The following is an 18,418-nucleotide window of genomic DNA, read 5'->3' as shown; positions in this document are numbered from 1 at the left end:
GCAAATTCTTTTAAATTATTTCTCCTTTTTTAAGCGTAATTACTTGAGTACAATTTTTCTTCCAATTATCGGTTTTACTCACGACTACTAAAGCCCAAGGATTTGCCGTATCGGTTAAAAAATCTACTATTCTATCTGATTCATCAGCCTCAAAATACTCTAAAGGGTCTTCTAAAATTAATAACCTAGGCTTATTTACAATGGCTCGTGCTAAAGCTATTTTTTTGGTAATTGTAAATGATGTTTGTTTTCCTTCTGGGTTTAATATGGTGTTTAATCCTTTTGGACTTTCTTTTACAAATTGATTCAATTCTACTTTATCTATAGCCCATAATAATTGTTCTTCTGAAATATTTTTATTTCCGAAGGTGATATTTTCCCTAATGGTTGCTTCAAAAGGTGTTTCATCTGAAAGCGATAAGCCGACATGTGATCTATAATGATTGATATTAATGTTTTTTACATCATAATCATTTATAAAAACACGCCCTTTTGTGGGTTCAACTACCCCTCCTATTAAACGTAATAAACTAGATTTACCCGAACCACTCTCACCGGTTATTAGTAACTTACAATTAGTCGTTATTTTTAAAGAGATCTTCTTTAAAATATGTAATTCTCTGTTAGGAACTCCGTAAGAAACATTATCTAATTCAACAGTAAAGTCGCCATTAAAAAGTGGTTTATCACCTTCTTGGTTTTCCAATTTTTTATCAACTACTTGTCCCATTTTTTCTAATGAGGTTAAGACATCATAAAAAGACTCTAGGCTAAGAATTAATTTCTCTACAGAGGTAATTACTAATAGAATGATGATTTCAGCTGCCACAAATTGCCCTATATTCATTTCTTGATTTAAAACCAATAAGCCACCAATTGACAATAAACCTGCAGTTACTAAAACTTTAAAGCCTATCATTTGTATAAATTGAATGACTAAAATCTTAAAATGCTTTTCTCTAGACTCTAAATAATCATGAACTAAATCATCATTTTTATCAATCGCTAATGACGTTTGACCAGAGAGTTTAAAACTAACAACAGCTCTTGCGACTTCTTGAATCCAATGTGCAACCTTATATTTAAATTTAGATTCTACCAAACTGGTATCCATACCTGATTGTGCAGTAAATTTGAATACCGTATATATTAAGACTAATAATAAAATACCGAATGCAATAAAGAAAGGGTGATAAAAAGACAATAATATTAAGGCGAAAATAATTTGTAAAATAGCAGCTGGAATATCAACTAAAATTTTAGATAAACCTTTTTGAATATTCAAAATATCGAAAAAACGATTGGCTAATTCTGGTGGATAATGACTTCTTAATTCACTCATTTTCATTTTTGGAAAACGATACGTAAACTCAAAGGAAGCGCGCATAAAAATTCTCTGCTGAATTGTTTCAATAATTCTTAACTGCATTAACTGCAAAACACCAACAAAAGCAACTCCCAAGGTTACCAAAATAACCAAAACCATCCAAGACGTACTAACCTGAGCCCCTTGTAATAGATTAATAATAGCCTGGATCCCTAAAGGCAAAGTCATGCTTAATAATCCTGAAAAAATAGCATAATAAATTACTTGCCTAATATCTCTTTTTTCAAGCTTTACAAGACCTACAAAGCGCTCCCAAGGCGACATAACATTTTTCTTTTTCATTTATAGTTACTTTTTTATAGCATTAAACGTTAATTCTTTAAAAAAATCATAAGGTGATACATTATCATTACAATCAGTAATGGATGTAAAGTGGTCTTTTAAAAAGTGCTGATGTAATGCGCCTTCTACAATAGTGCTAGCCAAACTAGAAGCAAACTTATATTCCGGATTCACCTCTAAAATCATATCTCTTAAACGCTTAATCATACGTTTATAAACAATAAAATAACCGTCTTTATTTTCGTTATCTACCTCTTTTGTTAAATAAGATTTAGAAGATTCATCGATTATAATCTTATTAAGTAAAACTTCATTGATATGAGAAAAACTATCATCTTGTTCAATGGTTTTTGTAACAACTTCTATAGCTTTTAACAACTTCTCTTTAGGCTCTTGCACATTAAATGTAGTAAACACCATTTGGTATTCTATCCAAGCCCAATACCAAGAAGTAAGATAAACTAAGAGTTTATGTTTACTTTCAAAATAACGATAAATAGAACTTTCATTAGAACCAATTTCAATACCTAATTTTTTAAAAGTAAAACTATCAAACCCTATTTTATCGATGAGAAGTATGCTATGTTCAATAATTCGTTTACCCAATTTAGAAGACTCTGGATCTTTAATATATATTTTATCTGGAACAGATATTTTCATATTTGAAAGTAAACTTTTCATATTTAAATTATTTAATTGCAAATATAATAGTAATGCTATTAATTTTAAATAATTAACAAAAAATTAGTATCATGACTTATAAATGGTAAACAAGAGTAAATGATACGTTACTAATCAACTACAGTTTAGAAATAACTGTTTTTTCTTTTTTAAAGACTTCTATTTCTGGTAAACCAGATATTGCTTTATTTATCCATTTTAAAGCTTCCGTTTTATGACCTCTATGTTTATAAATTTGAGCTAATCGATAATAAGCCCACGCTTTTGGCACCCCATCTTTTGCAGAATGATGAGATAAATAAGCTTTTAAACATTTTTCTCCTTTATCTAACTGAATGTTGTAATCTGCAGAAACTTTTCCTATTTGATAATGCATTGCATTACGTTGGTGCTTTTGTTGTGCTGCTTCTAAATTAGAAATTGCCTTATCAGGTTGATTTTGTCCTTCGTAGAAGGACGTTAATTTTTCAAAACAAGTTATAGACCCGCCAACTTTAATCGCTAATCTATAATATTTTTCAGCAAGTTTTGGTTCGTCATCATACTCGTAAACATAACCTTTTGCTAAGTAACCATCTACTTTAGATAATTTTTCTAATTCCTCTGCATAATCTAAGGCTTTAGATGTACTTCCTCCTATAATTCCTGGTAATGAAACATATAATTCTACCAAAGCCCAACGCGCATCAATATGTTTTGGATCTAATTCTGCTGCTTTTAAAAACGCTTCTTTTACATCTCCGATAATACCGAGTGCTTTAATTTTACTAATACTCAAAGCTTTCATCCCTAAAGCACCTCCGTACTTATACTGATAATTAGCATTCTTAGGATGGTTCTGACTTAAATATTGATATTGAGAAATGGCATCATCCCATTTTTTCTGATGCCCATAAGCGTCTCCCAATAATTCAATAGCATCTATATCTTTAGGATTGGTTTTCAAAAACAAAAGCAACTCACTCTGTGCTTTTTTAAACTCTTTTTTTTCAATAAAGGTTTCTGCCTTTTCTTTTGATGTCTGAGAAAAACACATTGAAGACACTAATAAAATCCAAAAGAATCGATACATATAATTATAGTTATTAAACAAAAATACAATTTAAGTTTTAGTCATAAAGCCTTAATTGAATAACGTTCCATTTCACTTGCAAATTGTTTAACTTCACTCATTCATATGAAGCTTTCACTATTTTTTCCTTTTTTTGGACTAACTTTTGTGAGTACTTTGTAGAAAAACTGAGATCAATGAAAAACTATATAATATTACTTATGATAATTTGCTTTGCTTTTTTTTCTAATGCTCAAAACAAAGAGGAGAATCAATGGAAAGAGGTAGATCAATTAGAAAAGAAAGGACTTACTAAAAGTGCTTCTGATTTAGTTGAAACTATTTATAATAACGCCCTTGAAGAAAATAATAAAAAGCAACGTATTAAAGCATTATTATATACAAGTAAATATATGTTAGTGCTTGAAGAAGATGCACAATTCAATATTGTGAATCGGTTTAAGAATGAAATAAATAGCATTAACGACACAACAACAAAACAGCTTTTAGAAAACATGTTAGCCACTATGTATTGGCAATATTACCGAGACAATCGTTATAAATTTTACAACAGATCTAAAACAACTAATAAAACGAGTGATGATTTTAGAACATGGGATTTAGAAACTTTATTTAACGAAATTCACATCCATTACCAACGTTCTCTTCAAAATGATTTATTACTTCAAAAAGCACCTTTAACCGATTATAGTACGCTTTTAAATGAAGTTAAAAACTCTAAAGAATATCGCCCTACACTTTATGATTTATTAAGTCATAACGCTCTTAGTTTTTATAAAACAGACGAAAACGGTATTACACAACCAGCAAACAAATTCACTATTGATAATGATGCTTTTATTGCTAATAGTAAAATTTTTACAACGATTGATTTGTCTTCAAAAGATACGTTGTCATTACAGCGAAATGCTTTAAAAATCTATCAAAACTTATTAAAATTTCACAGTAAAGATTCAACTTCAAAAGCGTATATAACTGTAGATATTGAACGTTTAAATTTTGTATTTCAACACGCTACATTTAAAAACAAAGAAGAGTTATTACTTAAATCACTTAAAGAAAAAGCTGAATTATTAAAGGATTCTCCATTATCTGCACTTTATAATTATGAAATTGCATCACTTTATTACCAACAAGGAAATCGCTACGACAGTGATACCAATGCAGGAGTTATCGATGAAACTCACCGTTGGAAACTGAAGGAAGCAGTAGAACTTTACAATTTAATAAGCTCTAAATACCCAGATAGCAGAGGAACTAAAAATAGTCTGTCTATAATTGAAAAAATAAAAGAGCCAAGCCTTAATATCCTAAGGGAACAATATATTCCTATTAATACACCTTCTAAAGTTTTAGTGACTTATAAAAACATCAATAGCATTGATTTTAAGATTTATAAAGTCAACCAAAAACAATTAGAAAAATATAACGAATTATATCAATATAAAGAGAAAGCGAAGTTTCTAAATTCACTTAAAACCTTTAGAAACTTTGCTTCAAACTTAAAAACAGAGCATGATTTCCAAATGCATACTACTGAAATTGTAATGCCAAATCTTTCTAATGGTCTATACATTATTAAAGCAGATGTTCAGGATAATATTTTTGCCACATCAGATATTCAAGTTACAGATATAGCTTTGATTGAGAGTTCTGAAAGTGGTTGCCAGCATTACCAAATTATCAATCGACAAAATGGTGAACCTTTTACCAATGCTAAAGCTGAAATAACCTATTCTAATAGCCAAAGAGATAAACGATTTAATAAAACATTTACAACAGATCATTTTGGAAGGTTTCAATTCGAATTTGAAAAGGATCAGAATTACTACAGAGATGTTGAAATAAAAATTAGTACTAAAGATGATACCGCTTATTTTGGTAATCACAGTATTTATAAAAATCACGAAGACATAAAGAATAACGACACCAAATACAATGCTTTTTTATTTACAGACCGAAGTATTTACCGACCAGGACAAACTGTTTATTTTAAAGGTATAATTACAAAATTTAAAAATGAAGAATCATCGGTTGTAAAACGACAAAAAATTAAGGCCGAATTATATAATACAAATGGTGAGAAAGTATCAGAACAATCTTTTACTTCTAATGAATTTGGATCAATTCACGGAGAATTCATCCTCCCAAATAATGGTTTAACAGGTCAATTTTATATTAAATTAGTTTCTGATATCATTAATAAACAGCATTACTTTTCAGTTGAAGAATACAAACGCCCTAAATTTAAACCTGAGTTTCAACCCATCACTGAAACTTATAAAGTTAACGACAGTATAACGGTAAACGGAACTGCCATTGCTTTTTCTGGTAGCGCAATTACAGACGCAAAAGTTGTATACCGAGTAAAACGCCAAGTGCAATACCCAAGTTGGTTTTATTGGAGACGACCATATAACAATTCTCAAGCACAAGAAATTACTTTTGGAGAAATCAAAACCAACAATAAAGGTGAATTCAACATCACTTTTAAAGCACTACCAGATGACGGTGCTTTAAAAGAAAATCTTCCTGTATTTAATTACGAAGTTACTGCTGACATTACAGATATTAATGGAGAAACCAGAACAGTAACAACGACCGTTAATGTAGGCTATCATAGTATGACGGTTAATGTTGTTGCTCCAAAATTCATCGATAAAAAAGAAAAGAACTCAGAATTATCTCTAATTTCTGAAAATCTAAATGGGGAATTTGCACCTGCTAAAGGCACTTTAAAAATCTATAAATTAAAGGCACCACGAAACGTTTTAAGAACAAGACCATGGAGCGCACCAGACTATCAAGTTTTATCTAAAGATGAATTTAAAAAACTATTTCCTCACGAATCTTATGATAACGAAGTTTCTGTAACATCATGGAAAAAAGGTAAAGAAGTTTTTAGTTCTAATTTTAATACCGAAAAAGACAAAAGCATTAGCTTAAAGAATCTTAAAAAATGGGATTCCGGACAATATATTATCGTTTTAGAAAGTAAAGACAAATTTGGACAAGCTTTAAAAGACGAAGCCAATATTTCAATTTTCAGTACTGATGACAAAACAATAGCAGACAATCAATTATTTGAAGGACAATTAAATAAACCTAGCTATAACATTGGTGATACAGCTTTGCTCACTATCGGTTCTGCTGCAAAAAACATTGTAGTGACTGTAGAAATTGAAAAGGACAATAAAATTGTAAAGACACAACTTATTAAACTAAACAACTCAAAAGAAACTATATCAATTCCTGTTTTAGAAAATGATTTAGGAGGATTTGTTGTGCATACATCTTTTGCTGCTTTTAATGAATTTAAATCTCAAAGTTTTAACGTAAATGTTCCCTACCCTAAAACAGATTTGGAAATTGAAACCATAACATTTAGAGATAAGTTACAACCAGGACAAGATGAAACTTGGAGTTTTAAAATTAAAGGTCCTCAAGGAGATAAAGTTTCGGCTGAATTATTAGCAAGCATGTATGATGCTTCTTTAGATGAATTTAAATCTCATAATTGGAGTTTCAACCCTCTAAAAAAACCTTTATACTACGGAAAAATCAATAAAACATTTAGAAAAAGTTTTGGAAATACAAATTTTAGAGTGTATAATAATTTTAAAACAAACACGAGTTACTCTCATCAAAGCTATGATGAATTAAACTGGTTTGGTTTTAGTTTTGAGAATAATCGTTATTTAAAAAGAAAATCTAGACTAAGTGTAGCTCCAATAATGGAAGATTCTTCCGGATTACAAGAAATTGGTTCTTTTGATGATATATTAAGCGGAAAAACTAATGGACTGGAAGTAGTATCAGGATCCGGACAGCCAGGAGCAGCAACACAAGTAAGAATAAGAGGTAATTCCTCCTTATTAGGAAATAATAAACCCCTTTATCTATTAAACGGAGAGGCTATAACTGCTGATGCTTTTTCAGCACTTAACCCTAACGATATTACAGAAATTACAGTCCTTGATAAATCCCAAGATTTAACACTTTATGGTGAAAGAGGAAAAAATGGAGTTATTCTTATTACTACCAATTCTGGTCTAACAGAATTACAACAAGTAAACATCCGTAAAAACCTAAACGAAACCGCATTCTTCTTTCCACAATTACATACCGACAAAGAAGGAAATGTAAGCTTCAATTTTAAAGCTCCTGAAGCCTTAACCAAATGGAAATTACAACTTTTGGCGCACACCAAAACATTAGAAAGTGCTGTAACGCAACTAGAAGCTGTAACACAAAAGGAATTAATGGTGATACCAAATACACCTCGATTTTTAAGAGAAGGAGATGAAATTACCATTAGTACTAAAATTTCTAACCTTACAGAAAGTCAATTATCAGGTATTACTCAATTAGTATTAACAGATGCTGTTTCTGGTGAAGATGTTTCAAAACAACTTATCTTGTCGAGTACTTCAAACAATCAAAATTTTGTTGTTGATGCTAAAGGTAATACGCAAGTTTCTTGGCAATTAAAAATCCCTGAAGGCTTACAAGCTGTACAATATAAAATCATAGCAAAAGCTGGAGATTTTAGTGACGGAGAACAAAATGCCTTACCTGTTTTAAGTAATAGAATGCTCGTTACTGAAACACTACCGATGTGGGTTCGTTCTAACCAAACTAAAACATTTACATTAGATAAGTTAAAAAATAACACCTCTACATCTTTAACAAACCATAAGTTAACGTTAGAGATGACCTCAAATCCGGCTTGGTATGCTGTACAAGCTCTGCCCTATTTAATGGAATATCCTTACGATTGTAATGAGCAAACATTTTCACGTTATTATGCCAATGCTTTAGCACAACATATTGTAAAATCGAACCCAAGAATTGAAGCCGTTTTTAATCAATGGAAATCTACAGATGCCTTACTTTCTAATTTAGAAAAGAACCAAGAATTGAAATCATTACTCATACAAGAAACCCCTTGGTTACGTGATGCTCAATCCAACACGGAACAGAAAAAACGGATTGCGTTATTATTCGACCTTAATAAAATGAATAATGAGTTACAATCTGCAGTCCGAAAATTAAAGACTAATCAACAAGAATCCGGAGCTTGGCCTTGGTTTAATGGCGGACGGGATAATCGTTTTATCACGCAACATATTATTGCAGGCTTTGGACATTTAAAACAACTTTCTGTCACATCAGGTGCAGTCGAGATGTCTATGATTGAAAATGCCATCAATTATTTAGATACAGAATTTGTTCAAGAATATAAAAACATTAAAAAATATAATAAAAGTGCAGATTTAAGTAAAGATCATTTATCACATACACAATTGCATTATTTATACACACGAAGTTTTTATCCTGAAATTAAGACTTCATCTGAAGTTGAAAAAATCATGGATTATTACCAAGGTCAGATTAAAAAGTATTGGTTAAGTCGTTCTTTATATGAAAAAGGCTTGATGGCCTTAACGATGAACCGAAAAAATGATACCAGAACTGCAGGTGAAATTTTAAAGTCTTTAAAAGAGAACAGTATAACTTCGGAAGAACTAGGTATGTATTGGAAAGATAATACAAACTCTTGGCATTGGTATCAAGCCCCAATTGAAACTCAAGCCCTAATGGTAGAAGTGTTTTCTGAAGCTGGTAATGTTATCATGAGCGAAACGAAGAATCTCGAAGCTATAGACAATCTAAAAATATGGTTGCTTAAAAACAAGCAAACTAACCGTTGGAAAACCACTAAAGCAACCACTGAAGCCGTTTACGCGTTATTATTACAAGGCAGCGATTGGTTAAGCATTACTGAACAAGTAGATGTAAAAGTTGGTAATGAAACTATTACGCCTTCAACTTTAGAAAACGTAAAATCTGAAGCCGGAACAGGTTATTATAAAACAAGTTGGAATGGCTCAGAAATAAAACCCGAACAAGCTGATGTTACCATTACAAAAAAAGGAAAAGGCATTGCTTGGGGAGCTTTATACTGGCAATATTTTGAAGATTTAGATAAAATTACTTCCGCAGAAACACCTTTAAAATTGAGCAAAAAATTATTCTTAAAATCTAATACAGACAAAGGTGAAGAAATCACAGAAATCACTTCAGAATCGAAATTAAAAGTTGGTGATTTAGTTAGAGTGAGAATAGAATTAAGAACTGATAGAAACATGGAATTTTTGCATCTTAAAGATATGCGTGCAGCAGGTCTAGAACCTGTAAATGTATTATCGCAATACAAATGGCAAGATGGTTTAGGTTATTATGAAAGTACAAAAGATGCTGCTACCAATTTCTTTATGGACTATTTACCTAAAGGAATTTATATTTTTGAATACGATTTACGAGTGAATAATGCTGGAGATATGAGTAATGGTATAAGCACTATTGAAAGTATGTATGCTCCAGAATTTAGTAGCCACAGTAAAGGAGTTAGAGTTTTGGTTGAATAAATTTCTAAATGAACAAAAAGTAAAAACAAAAAAGATGTCTGAATATATACTCAGACATCTTTTTTTATAGATTTAAATTCAACTCCTATCTATAATAATTAGGATCGTTTTGAATTTATTATTGGTCGCTTACTCTAATCCTTTTTACAAAAAGGAACAGTCATAGTTTTATTTACTCTAAAGGGCTTCCTGAATTTTCAGGAATAAAAACTATTAATTAAAATGGATATAGGCTTATCCTTAAGATTTCTTAATCACACGTACATTAGTAGCGATTGGACCTTTTTTACCTTTTTCAATATTAAAAGACACTTTGTTTTTCTCTCTAATCTTATCTATAAGATTTGTTGTGTGAACAAAGATCTCTTCGTTAGAATCATTAATGATAATAAATCCAAATCCTTTTTTAGCGTTAAAAAACTTCACGACTCCTTCTTTCGTTTCTAATTCCTTACTGCCGCCAAACAATTTTTTTATAAAGTTTTTAATCATCATTTCTATTATATATTATTCTTAAAATGTAAAAGCAATCGACTACTTTTCTTCGTTATGGTTGCAAAAATAGTATAAATAATAGAGTTTGTAAGAATCATTCTTAAGATATCACGGAATATTGTAAAATTTCATTCTTATAATTCCTTGAATATGTATCTTTGAACGATAAACACTTAGTATAAAAACGTGCAACAAATAAAAGCTTACTTAGACCAACTAGCTACAATATCACAGCCTGATTGGGATTTTTTTACATCAAAATTGCAACGTCAGTGTATTAAAAAGAAAACAATCTTTTTAAAGACCAATAAAATAGAGAACCATATTTCTTTTATTGAATCTGGTGTGGTACGATTATTCATTCCTAAAGAAAACCCTGATAAGGAAATTACGTTTGGCTTTAGCTTTAAAGATCAGTTTGTTAGTGCTTACGATTCTTTTTTAACCCAAACACCTTCCGCCTATCAACTACAAGCCCTTACAGACACTACGTTGTTAAGTATGACCTATTCAGATTTACAAGAAGTCTATAAAAACACTCAAATAGGAAATCTTATTGGTCGGCTTACTGCAGAACGCCTTTTTTTATTAAAATCTAAACGCGAACAAAACCTATTAAACCTTACTGCAGAAGAACGTTATTTAAAACTTTTTAAAGAACGCCCAGAACTATTAAAAGTGATTCCTCTTAAATATATCAGTTCTTATATTGGTGTTACAGCACAAGCGTTAAGTCGTATTAGAAAACGATTATAGTATCTATTTAATTGATTTGGGTTCATTGTTTTGCACAAGACATCAATTTATCTTTGCAAAAAAAATGTTATGATTATTATTCTTTTTGTTTTAATACTCTGGTATGGAGGCTTATTTTTTCAATCTTTCTTTTTGCATCGTTATGCCGCTCACCAAGTATTTACCATGTCCAAAACTGTAGAACGTATTACTTTTATATTAACCTGGGTTTTTCAAGGTGCAAGCTACTTAAGTGCTTATGGCTATGGTATTATGCACAGAATGCATCATGCTTATACAGATACTGAAAAAGATCCGCATTCACCTTCCTATGACGCAAATGTTTTTGCTATGATGTGGAAAACTAAAAACGTGTACCAAGACATTAATAAACAACGTATTGAGATCGATCAACGGTTTACTAAAAATGTGCCCCAGTGGAAATCTTTTGATAGTTTTGCTAGTTCAAGATTCTCAAGGTTATTATGGATAACACTTTATGTTTTATTCTTTGCTTTCTTCGCTACAGCTTGGTGGCAATGGCTATTATTACCTATCACTTTTTTAATGGCACCTATTCATGGTGTTATTATTAATTGGTTTGGACATATATATGGTTACGTTAATTTCAAAATGAAAAACACCAGTAAAAATTTATTCCGTTTCGATTTTTTAATGATGGGAGAAGGTTACCATAATAACCATCATAAATATGCTAGTAGAGCTAATTTTGGTGTAAAATGGTATGAAATCGATGTTACCTATGTTATCATAAAAATACTTGATGCTTTTGGTATTATTAAACTGAAGCCTATTCGAATTAAAGATTAAATTTAAAAATAATATCTAAAGACCACATAAATATTCTGAAGATATTATTTACGCTCTTAAAAAAAAGCACATAAAAAAACGTCCTAAATAAAAATATTTAGGACGTTCTCATTTTTTATACTAAAACTATAATTTAGCTAAAGTATTATCTGACTCTAGAGTAATATTATGTTCAGCAACTAAGATACCATCTTCAGATTTTAATTTAAGAATACGATTTACATCTCCTTTTTTCATCATGCGCTTCACACATCTTTTAGTTAGTAATGGATCTTCCTCAAACAATAAAGATTCTACTGCATATACAGGTTTAGAAGGCGTTTTAATTAATGGGAAAATTTGTTGCAATTGATTGTATCTTCTATCTCCACCAGGAATAAACGTATATAACGTATACTTACCATTAGCATCTGTTTTAACCCAACTTCTATGAAAAACATAACGATCATCTCCTGTTTTTCGTAAATCGAAATCTCCATTTTCATTAGGCTGCTCTATAAATAAAATAACATCTTTTGCAGGAGTAACACCATCACTTAAATATATAGTCCCTGTTAATTTTAATTTATTTTTTTTAGATCTAAAATCAGGAATGGTATCCGTACTTGTTAACTGATCTTCAGCACGATCATAAATAGGACTATTAAAATCTATATGATGTTCTAATTCTTGTGCAAAAATAGGATTAGCAGCAATAAAAAAACAAAGGATATAAAAAGATTTTAATAAATATTTCATCTTAGGCTATGATTTTGGGTTTAACCAAAATTGATGTTTTTATATCATAATACCCTAAAAATCATTTGAATGCTTATTATTTACGATAAACAGAAAAAAGTAACAAAAATCACCGACAAAAGACACACTATTGATCACTAACACTTTAACTCTATCATGTAAAAAGCTGTTTTCTCATATTAATAAAGATAAACAGAATTTACATAATCATTAATAAGAAGGAGTCATTTTAAAAGAAATATGCTATTCATCTAAAAAGAAGTTTTACAATAAAAAAAAAGTTTATTTTTAACAAAAGCACTCCAATTATATGGTTTATACTCTTTTAAAAACAAAAAGTATTTCATCGATAAAAGATTACGTTTTATCAAGTATTTAAGCCGTTTAACCCCGAAATAGGTATTTCACACATAAGTATGTTTTATTAAAAATCCTTAAATAAAATTGTTTTATATAATAAATTGCATAGATTTGCGATGCTAAGATTAATTTAAAAGCACGAACATGAAAATCAAATCTACTTTTTTTTGCACTCTTTTTCTACTTATTATGAGTGTTAGTTTTGCTCAAAATAACGATAAGTCACAAAGCATTATTAGTGGTAAAGTGAATATCAAAAAATACCACAGTCGTGATGAATTAAAAAAGATGAAAAAGGGAGACTTACTTGTTCTTTATATAGAAAGAATAGAAGTTATTGTAAATATCCTTCCAAATATTGCATTTGCTACAAAACCGGGAGTTACAATGGTAAGTTTAGGTATACCAGAAACAAAAGATAACATAAAAGCTTTAGAAGAAAACATTGAAGCTTCAACCTTATATTTTGAGAGCACAATAGAATTTCAAAAAAAGATATTACCGTATTCTGATACCATAGACTTAATAGCCGCAATTCTATTTTATGAATCGACATTAAAATCATTACATACTTACGAAGATTTTAAAAAGGAATAAGTTTTTTTTTAAAATTGTAAAATATATTTTTATTAAACCTTGACTAAAAGTCAAGGTTTTTTTATGATTAAATTTTTATTGTTAAAATTTTATTTTACTATCATTTAAAACGATTAATCGCCTTTTATTGTAGTATTAAGATTACATGACACATAATAAAGTGCATTTTGTCGATATTATTTGTGTTTCGTAGATAAAGTTCATATATTTGAATAGAAATGTTTAAAAAGCTATAAAATCTAAACATAAATTTCGCCTATTATGAAAAAAATTACTTTTACTACACTCGTATTTTTAGTTGTGTTCAGTAATTTATTTGCTCAACAAGAGAAAGGAATTACAGGATATAATAATTGGTTGGATTCTTGGACAGACTTCCAACCTAACAAAGCCAACTATGAAGAACCGACCCAAATTCTTTCTGGCAATATTTCTGAAAACATCACATTAACAAAAAGAAACACTTACCTTCTTTTAGGAGATGTTTTTGTAACTGACAGCACAACTTTAACAATTGAACCTGGCACAGTTATATTAGGAGACTTTACAAGTAAAGGATCTTTAACTATAACTAATGGTTCTATGATTGTTGCAGAAGGAACAACAACCGATCCAATTGTATTTACATCTAATAAAGCAGATAAAAAACCAGGTGACTGGGGAGGCTTATTTATACTAGGAGATGCTCCTATAAATGTTTTTGGAAAAGTAACGTCTCTAAACTACGGACTAAAACCTACAGCAACCGAAAATATTATTTTTGGTGGTGATAATATACAGAGCAACTCAGGTTCTCTTAAATATGTTAGAATTGAATATGCAGGAAAAAGAACAAAGGAATTTGGAAACTTTAGTGCATTAACTTTAGCAGGTGTTGGATCAAACACAGAAATAAACAATGTAATGGTAAGCTATTGTAAAGGAAGTTCATTTAATGTTTTAGGTGGTGAAGTTAATTTATCAAGAACTGTTTCTTATAGATCTAATAAAAACGATTATAACTTTAATCTTGGTACGCAGAGCAATATAATAAATTCCTTAGCCATAAGATCTCCTTATATTTCAAGTGCTGATGGTTCTCGTTGTATTTCAATTAGTTCATATGATATAAAAGAAAATGCAGATAGTTCTAAAAAAGAAACATTTGTAAATGCTACAAACCTTACTTTGGTTAATGTAAGTAACAATCTAAAATCAGATATGCAAATTGGTTTAGTACAAGAAGCTATTCTTATTGGACCAGACACATCGTTTCATATTAATAAAAGTGTTATCTCTGGTTTTCAGCCAGCAGTAATTTTAGATAGCAAAATTGCTATAAACAATACCAATCTAGCGAAAATAAAATTTACTAGTTCTTATTTTAATAACTGTAAAGGAAATATTTTTAGAAAAGGATATACTAATAATGATGACTTAGAAAGCTGGTACGGTAGTAGAGCTTTTGATAATGTTTATTCTAAAGGACCAGATGATGAAACCTTCATTGATTCTGAGAATAGTAGATATCCTGATTATAGATTACGAATAAATAAAATTATAGCTTCAAATGATTTATATGATGATTATAACGAAGACTAAAACAGATACAAAATATCAATAAAACCAAACATTAATTCATAGTGTATTTAGATGGTTTCTAAATACACTATGACACTGATAAAACCCCAAACTAGCTTATAGATTAGAAATTAAATTACAAATACTACTTCAATGCTTAAACCTAACCACCTCAATAGATTCTTATTTGGATTTTGCTTCTTTACCTTTTTCATGGTAAAACATGCTAATGCTCAAATAGTCATCGGGACTCCAAACTTAGGTTTTACTCAAGCTTGTGCTAGTGATTCTTTTAACACATATTATGCAACTTTTATTTTTAGCCCTGAATCTTCATTAAGTGCTTCAAATCAATTTAGTATTGAAATGTCTGATGTAGATGGTGAATTTTTAAGTCCTACTATTATACATACCACTGCTCCTGGAGAAATAACAAGCTCTCCTGCAACAATTGCCTTCTCGTTACCAGAAACAACAGCAGGAGAAAATTATCGTATAAAAATTAAATCTAGTGGCCCTATTGCTTCAAGTTCTAGATCAGTACCTTTTGCTGCTTATTATAAAATTCAAGATTCACCTTTCACAATTAATAATCTAGTTTCTACAGGTGCTTTTTGTGCAGGTGGTAGTTATTTATTAACAATAGATAATCCTGGAAATAACACAAACGACTCTCCGCTACAATATCCAAGTCTTACCTTTAAGTGGTATAGAGAAACAAGCCCTACAACATCTACTTTTGTTGCTGATGGACCTACTTTAACTGTAAATAATGAAGGAACTTATTTTGTAAGAACAAATTACGGAAGCTGTACTTCAGATTCTTTTTCTAATCGTGTAACAATTACTCAAGCAGCATCTGGTGAAGCTTCTGCAACTATTGTTTCAAGCCTAGGAAATCCTTTTTGTCCAGAACAAGGTTTTACAACCTTAAACACCATCGGAGGAGTAAGCCATCAGTGGTATAAAGATGGAAATATTATTCCTGACGCTACAGAACAAATGTATCAAACTAATGAATCTGGTGTTTATTCTGTTCAAGTAGATTTAGGAGAGTGTTTAGCTTCTGGTTCAATTGATTTAGTTAGTGAATTATTTGATAGTACAATTGATGTACCAGAATTTAATGAAATGTTAGCTGAAGAAACTTTAACGGTAACGGTAACCTCAACTGCAATTACCCCTGAATATGAATGGTATTTAAATGAAAATATTATTCCTAGTGCAACAAATGCAATTTTTGAAGCAACTGAATTTGGAGAATACAAAGTTGTTATTACCGAAACTACAGGATGTAATGCTTCAATTGAATATTTATTTACAATTGAAGAGGAATTAGATTTATTTCCTGAAGTTGAAAAAATACCAAACCTCATCAGCCCAAATGGAGATACTATAAATGACACTTGGATTATACCATCTGATTACGTGAGTGGTACAAATACAGAAGTTCTTATAATGACCACTCAAGGTAAAATTGTTTTAAAAACAAATAACTATCAAAACAACTGGCCAGAAAACGATTTAAACTTAACAAGCATCAGTCAAGTATATTATTACGTGATAACAACAGAAGATAATAACACAAAAAAAGGCTCAATAACGGTAGTAAAATAGCATGAAAACATTTGTCTTACTTCTTATATTATGTGTCTGTTCTACACAAAAATTCTATTCTCAAGAAGATGATGGGGTGGTTTCACTTGACATGCCAACACGTAATTCTCTAACTTTTAATCGTTACACCTTAAACCCTACTTTTAGCTTTGTAAGAGAACAAAACAAATACATCAGTTTTTACAATAAAAGAGAATGGGTACAGTTCGAAAATGCACCACTCACTTATTTAGCAAGTTATTCAGGACGTTTTGGAGAGAATATTGGAGCTGGTTTAGGTCTTTTTCAGCAAAACTATGGGGTTTTAACAACCTTTGGAGGAATTCTTAATTTTGCTTACAATGCACAATTAGGTCTTGATAATAACTTAACATTCGGTATTAATATCGGTGCTTATAAAAGTGGGGTTAACACTTCTAATGTGATTACTAATTTTGAGGATCCTTCCTTACAAAACATCCCAGATAATTTTTTATTAACAGTAAACCCAGGAATTAATTATGGTACAGAATTTTTAGATTTTGGACTATCAATTAACAACTTAGCATTATATAATGTTAATTCTTCAACTCTAATTGAAGACAATCCTAAGCAAAGTCTTCAAGCTCACTTCATGTACACAGGTTACATGAGAAATAGAGGATTTTTTGACGATAGTAAATTTACAACCTTACTAAGGTCTGATTTTCAAAAAGAAGAAACCATTATTTCAGCTGTAACAATGATAACTATACCTAAAGGAATTTGGGCTCAAGTAGGCTATAATACACTTTATGGAGCTTCTGGAGGTTTAGGACTTAACCTTACAACACAAATAGCTATAGAATACAATTACGAAACTGCTTTTGGTGACTTAAGCAATTTTGGTCCTTCACACGAAATTACTTTAGCGTATCGCTTTAAAAACAAGAACTACTATGATTATAGTCGTGAAGATGAAATAAGTGGTATTCTTTCAAATGAAAATAAGAGACGTCGTGTTACTAAAACTTCAAAATCAAAAGTAGCTAGTCGTACTTCTGCAAGCACAACTCAAGCAAAAATAGAAGCTGATAAACAAAAAGCATTAGTTGCTGAACAAAAAGCTAAAGCAGAGTCTGAAAAACAAGCGGCATTAATAGCAGAACAGAATGCTAAAGCAAAAATTGAAGCAGATGAACAAGCTGAAATATCAGCAGCTCAACAAGTAGCAGCAGGAAAAGCAAAACAATTAGAAGAACAAAAAGCTGCAGAATTAGCTAATGCAAAAGCAGAAACTGATAAGATTGAAGCAGATAGAATAGCAAAAGAAAGAGCTGAAACAAGAGCACGATTGCTAGCCGAACAAAAAGCGAAACAAGAAGCAGATGCAAAAGCTAAACTAGCTGCTGAACAAAAAGCACAACAAGAAGCAGATGCAAAAGCCAAACTGGTTGCTCAACAAAAAGCACAGCAAGAAGCAGATGCAAAAGCTAAACTAGTTGCTGAACAAAAAGCACAGCAAGAAGCAGATGCAAAAGCTAAACTTGTTGCTGAACAAAAAGCACAGCAAGAAGCAGATGCAAAAGCTAAACTTGTTGCCGAACAAAAAGCACAACAAGAAGTAGATGCACAAGCCAAACTTGTTGCTGAACAAAAAGCACAGCAAGAAGC

At 30.6% G+C, this 18,418-nt stretch carries 12 protein-coding genes; 7 read left to right on the top strand and 5 right to left on the bottom strand.

The window, feature by feature from the left end; genetic code table 11:
* Nucleotides 1-10: 10 nt before the first annotated feature.
* From HSX10_RS15790 to HSX10_RS15780, 3 genes are all read right to left on the bottom strand, one after another.
* Complete coding sequence (locus tag HSX10_RS15790) at nt 11-1,669, bottom strand: peptidase domain-containing ABC transporter (RefSeq protein ID WP_173589218.1); 1,659 nt, start codon at nt 1,667-1,669, stop codon at nt 11-13.
* Nucleotides 1,670-1,675: 6 nt separating this feature from the next.
* Nucleotides 1,676-2,350, bottom strand: a complete 675-nt coding sequence (locus HSX10_RS15785; RefSeq protein ID WP_173589217.1) for a TetR/AcrR family transcriptional regulator — start codon at nt 2,348-2,350, stop codon at nt 1,676-1,678.
* 118 nt (nt 2,351-2,468) lie between these two features.
* Nucleotides 2,469-3,422 carry a tetratricopeptide repeat protein gene (locus HSX10_RS15780; protein ID WP_173589216.1) on the bottom strand — a complete coding sequence of 318 codons (954 nt, stop codon included), beginning with the start codon at nt 3,420-3,422 and terminating at the stop codon, nt 2,469-2,471.
* Nucleotides 3,423-3,598: 176 nt separating this feature from the next.
* Between HSX10_RS15780 and HSX10_RS15775 the strand changes: the two genes are divergently transcribed.
* Complete coding sequence (locus HSX10_RS15775) at nt 3,599-9,853, top strand: alpha-2-macroglobulin family protein (RefSeq protein WP_173589215.1); 6,255 nt, start codon at nt 3,599-3,601, stop codon at nt 9,851-9,853.
* Between the two features lie 240 nt (nt 9,854-10,093).
* Here HSX10_RS15775 and HSX10_RS15770 read toward each other — a convergent pair whose 3' ends face one another.
* A complete protein-coding gene (locus HSX10_RS15770) occupies nt 10,094-10,348 on the bottom strand; it encodes a cold-shock protein (protein ID WP_367651281.1) in 255 nt (84 codons plus the stop codon).
* A 186-nt stretch (nt 10,349-10,534) separates the two neighbouring features.
* On the opposite strand from HSX10_RS15770, the gene HSX10_RS15765 reads away from it, so the two are divergent.
* Nucleotides 10,535-11,104, top strand: coding sequence for a Crp/Fnr family transcriptional regulator (locus HSX10_RS15765; protein ID WP_173589214.1), 570 nt, complete (start codon nt 10,535-10,537; stop codon nt 11,102-11,104).
* A 69-nt stretch (nt 11,105-11,173) separates the two neighbouring features.
* Nucleotides 11,174-11,914 (top strand): acyl-CoA desaturase, encoded by a 741-nt coding sequence (locus tag HSX10_RS15760; protein WP_173589213.1) that lies wholly within the window; start codon nt 11,174-11,176, stop codon nt 11,912-11,914.
* Nucleotides 11,915-12,040: 126 nt separating this feature from the next.
* On the opposite strand, the gene HSX10_RS15755 is transcribed toward HSX10_RS15760, so the two are convergent.
* Nucleotides 12,041-12,652, bottom strand: a complete 612-nt coding sequence (locus tag HSX10_RS15755; protein WP_173589212.1) for a peptidase associated/transthyretin-like domain-containing protein — start codon at nt 12,650-12,652, stop codon at nt 12,041-12,043.
* Nucleotides 12,653-13,156: 504 nt separating this feature from the next.
* Here HSX10_RS15755 and HSX10_RS15750 point away from each other — a divergent pair.
* From HSX10_RS15750 to HSX10_RS15735, 4 genes are all read left to right on the top strand, one after another.
* Nucleotides 13,157-13,609 carry a hypothetical protein gene (locus HSX10_RS15750; RefSeq protein ID WP_173589211.1) on the top strand — a complete coding sequence of 151 codons (453 nt, stop codon included), beginning with the start codon at nt 13,157-13,159 and terminating at the stop codon, nt 13,607-13,609.
* Nucleotides 13,610-13,870: 261 nt separating this feature from the next.
* The gene (locus tag HSX10_RS15745; RefSeq protein WP_173589210.1) at nt 13,871-15,190 is read left to right on the top strand and encodes a beta-helix domain-containing protein; all 1,320 of its coding nucleotides are present in this window, start codon (nt 13,871-13,873) and stop codon (nt 15,188-15,190) included.
* Between the two features lie 132 nt (nt 15,191-15,322).
* Nucleotides 15,323-16,786 carry a T9SS type B sorting domain-containing protein gene (locus HSX10_RS15740; RefSeq protein ID WP_173589209.1) on the top strand — a complete coding sequence of 488 codons (1,464 nt, stop codon included), beginning with the start codon at nt 15,323-15,325 and terminating at the stop codon, nt 16,784-16,786.
* 1 nt (nt 16,787) lies between these two features.
* Nucleotides 16,788-18,418: PorP/SprF family type IX secretion system membrane protein (locus tag HSX10_RS15735; RefSeq protein ID WP_173589208.1), on the top strand; the 1,631-nt coding region annotated here is incomplete at its 3' end.

It is taken from the genome of Winogradskyella undariae (genome assembly GCF_013285155.1).
Lineage (GTDB): Bacteria > Bacteroidota > Bacteroidia > Flavobacteriales > Flavobacteriaceae > Winogradskyella > Winogradskyella undariae.
This window is presented reverse-complemented; position numbering and strand designations above follow the sequence as displayed.

Excerpts from the sequence above, each read along its gene's own strand:
- HSX10_RS15790 (WP_173589218.1), bottom strand. The coding sequence starts at position 1,669 with ATGAAAAAGAAAAATGTTATGTCGCCTTGGGAGCGCTTTGTAGGTCTT.
- HSX10_RS15785 (WP_173589217.1), bottom strand. The coding sequence starts at position 2,350 with ATGAAAAGTTTACTTTCAAATATGAAAATATCTGTTCCAGATAAAATA.
- HSX10_RS15780 (WP_173589216.1), bottom strand. The coding sequence starts at position 3,422 with ATGTATCGATTCTTTTGGATTTTATTAGTGTCTTCAATGTGTTTTTCT.
- HSX10_RS15775 (WP_173589215.1), top strand. The coding sequence starts at position 3,599 with ATGAAAAACTATATAATATTACTTATGATAATTTGCTTTGCTTTTTTT.
- HSX10_RS15770 (WP_367651281.1), bottom strand. The coding sequence starts at position 10,348 with ATGATGATTAAAAACTTTATAAAAAAATTGTTTGGCGGCAGTAAGGAA.
- HSX10_RS15760 (WP_173589213.1), top strand. The coding sequence starts at position 11,174 with ATGATTATTATTCTTTTTGTTTTAATACTCTGGTATGGAGGCTTATTT.
- HSX10_RS15755 (WP_173589212.1), bottom strand. The coding sequence starts at position 12,652 with ATGAAATATTTATTAAAATCTTTTTATATCCTTTGTTTTTTTATTGCT.
- HSX10_RS15750 (WP_173589211.1), top strand. The coding sequence starts at position 13,157 with ATGAAAATCAAATCTACTTTTTTTTGCACTCTTTTTCTACTTATTATG.
- HSX10_RS15745 (WP_173589210.1), top strand. The coding sequence starts at position 13,871 with ATGAAAAAAATTACTTTTACTACACTCGTATTTTTAGTTGTGTTCAGT.
- HSX10_RS15740 (WP_173589209.1), top strand. The coding sequence starts at position 15,323 with ATGCTTAAACCTAACCACCTCAATAGATTCTTATTTGGATTTTGCTTC.